This window comes from Vicinamibacterales bacterium, from assembly GCA_036504215.1.
Taxonomy (GTDB): Bacteria; Acidobacteriota; Vicinamibacteria; order Vicinamibacterales; family Fen-181; genus FEN-299.
Map to the genome: position 1 here is coordinate 1 of DASXVO010000068.1, position 2,463 is coordinate 2,463.

Here is a 2,463-nt window from a genome sequence, read left to right on the forward strand (position 1 = left end):
GATCATGCCCGGCGACAACGTCGACATGACCGTCGAGCTGATCACCCCGATCGCGCTCGAAGTCGGCCAGCGGTTCGCGATCCGCGAAGGCGGTCGCACCGTCGGCGCCGGCGCGATCACCAGCATCATCGCGTAGCGAGACAGAGATGGCGAAGCAGCGGATCAGAATCCGCCTCAAGGCGTACGACCACCGGCTGCTCGACCAGTCGGCTGCCCAGATCGTCGAGACGGCGCAGCGCACGGGCGCTGACGTCGTCGGACCGGTCCCGCTGCCGACCCGGATCGAGAAGTTCACCGTCCTGCGGTCACCGTTCATCGACAAGGACTCCCGGGAGCAGTTCGAGATCCGCACCCACAAGCGGCTCATCGACATCCTGGACCCCTCGTCCAAGACGGTGGACGCCCTGATGCGACTCTCGCTGGCCGCGGGCGTCGACATCGAGATCAAGATGTGATGAAGCGCACGCTGATCCGGGCCAGGGCCGCGTTGGCCCCTGCGCTCCTCGCTCACGCACCCACGAAGTGCGCTCGCTCCGGTGCTCGGGGCCGCCTTGCCCTGACCTCGGCTGAGCGTGCGCTGAAGGTATGTCCATGAGCATCGGTTTGATCGGCCGCAAGGTCGGCATGACGCAGGTCTTCCAGCCGGACGGGACGATGGTCGCGGTCTCGGTCGTGGAGGTCACCCCGAACACCGTGACGCGCCTGCGGACCGACGCGCAGGACGGCTACACCGCCGTCCAGCTGGGCGCCGGCGAGCGGGCCAGGCTGACGAAGCCGCTGGCGGGCCAGCTCAAGGGCCTGCCGCGGGTCCGGACGATCCGCGAGTTCCGGCTCGACACCGCCGACGGCTTCAGCGTCGGCCAGCAGCTGACGGTCGCCGAGATCTTCGCCGAGGGCGACCTCGTCGACGTCACCGGCGTGTCGAAGGGCCAGGGCTTCGCCGGCACCGTCAAGCGCCACAACTTCTCGCGCGGTCCGAAGACCCACGGATCGGACAACTACCGGAGGCCGGGCTCCATCGGCCCCGGCACCACGCCCGGTCGCGTCTACAGGGGCCTCAAGATGGGTGGCCACATGGGACACGAGCGGGTCACCATCAAGAAGCTGCGCGTCGTCCGCGTGGACTCCGAGCGGAACCTCATCCTCGTGAAGGGAACCGTCCCCGGAGCGCCCGGCGCGCTCACCTTCGTCCGGAAGGCGTGACGATGCCGCAGACAACCCTCTACGACCGCACGGGCGCCAGCGTCGGGAGCGTCGACCTCAACGAGACGCTCTTCGCGGCACCCGTCAACGAGGCCGTCCTCCACCAGGCGGTCGTCGCGCAGCTGGCCGGGCGCCACCTCGGCACCCACGACACCAGGACCCGCGGCGAGGTCCGGGGCGGCGGCAAGAAGCCGTACCGCCAGAAGGGCACCGGCCGCGCGCGGCAGGGCTCCCGCACGGCCCCGCACTACAAGGGTGGCGGCGTCGTGTTCGGCCCGCACCCGCGCTCCTACGACCAGAAGCTGCCCAAGAAGATGCGCCGCCTGGCCCTCCGGTCGGCGCTGACAGCGAAGCTCGGCGACGACGCGATCCGCGTGGTCGACCGGTTCGGCATGGACAGCGAGCCCCGGACGAAGGTGTTCGTCGGCATCCTGGAGGCGCTCGGCGCCGGGGACGGCCACGGACGCCGCGTGCTGGTCGTCGCCCCGGCGAAGGACGAGCTGCTGCTCCGTTCCGCGGCCAACCTGCCGTCGGTGTCGATCATCCTGGCCGACTCGCTCAACGTGGTCGACCTGCTCAACGCCGACGCGATCCTGATCGAGCAGCCGGCGCTGGCCCGCATGGATGAGGTGTACGCGTGAGCGCTCTCACCGCCGCCGACATCATCCTCCGCCCGGTGATCTCGGAGAAGTCGATCGACGAGTCCGGGCGCGGCAAGTACACGTTCGCGGTCCATGACAAGGCGAACAAGATCCAGATCAAGGCCGCCGTCGAGGAGCTGTACAGCAAGGAGAAGGTGACCGTGGTCGCCGTCAACGTGCTGACCGCGAAGCCGAAGGAGAAGCGGAGGGGGACGAAGCGCGGTCGCATCACCGGCCACACCTCCGCCTGGCGGAAGGCGATCGTGACCCTGGCCCCCGGCCAGAAGATCGAGTTCTTCGAGGGGGTGTAGGAATGCCGCTTCGCAGCTACAAGGCAACGTCCCCGGGCCGCCGGTGGATGACTCGCTCGACCTTCGAGGAGATCACCACCGACCAGCCCCACAAGCCCCTGCTCGAGCCCATGAAGCGCGGCTCCGGCCGGAACAACATGGGCCGGCTCACCGTTCGTCATCGCGGCGGCGGCGAGAAGACCCACTACCGGCGGATCGACTTCAAGCGCGACAAGCCGGGCGTGCCGGCGCGCCTGGCCACGATCGAGTACGACCCGAACCGCTCCGCGCGGATCGGCCTGCTTCACTACCGCGACGGCGAGAAGCGC

General features: G+C 69.3%; 6 protein-coding genes. All 6 read left to right on the forward strand.

What is annotated here, in order from left to right; all coding sequences use genetic code 11:
• Positions 1-136: elongation factor Tu (gene tuf, locus VGK32_18960; protein ID HEY3383848.1), on the forward strand; the 136-nt coding region annotated here is incomplete at its 5' end.
• Positions 137-146: 10 nt separating this feature from the next.
• Positions 147-455, forward strand: a complete 309-nt coding sequence (rpsJ, locus tag VGK32_18965) for a 30S ribosomal protein S10 (GenBank protein ID HEY3383849.1) — start codon at positions 147-149, stop codon at positions 453-455.
• A gap of 136 nt (positions 456-591) precedes the next feature.
• Positions 592-1,203 carry a 50S ribosomal protein L3 gene (rplC, locus tag VGK32_18970; GenBank protein HEY3383850.1) on the forward strand — a complete coding sequence of 204 codons (612 nt, stop codon included), beginning with the start codon at positions 592-594 and terminating at the stop codon, positions 1,201-1,203.
• Positions 1,204-1,205: 2 nt separating this feature from the next.
• Positions 1,206-1,844 (forward strand): 50S ribosomal protein L4, encoded by a 639-nt coding sequence (gene rplD / locus VGK32_18975; protein ID HEY3383851.1) that lies wholly within the window; start codon positions 1,206-1,208, stop codon positions 1,842-1,844.
• Positions 1,841-2,155, forward strand: coding sequence for a 50S ribosomal protein L23 (gene rplW, locus VGK32_18980; protein ID HEY3383852.1), 315 nt, complete (start codon positions 1,841-1,843; stop codon positions 2,153-2,155). Before rplD ends, rplW begins: the two co-directional genes overlap by 4 nt.
• 2 nt (positions 2,156-2,157) lie before the next feature.
• Positions 2,158-2,463: 50S ribosomal protein L2 (gene rplB / locus VGK32_18985; protein HEY3383853.1), on the forward strand; the 306-nt coding region annotated here is incomplete at its 3' end.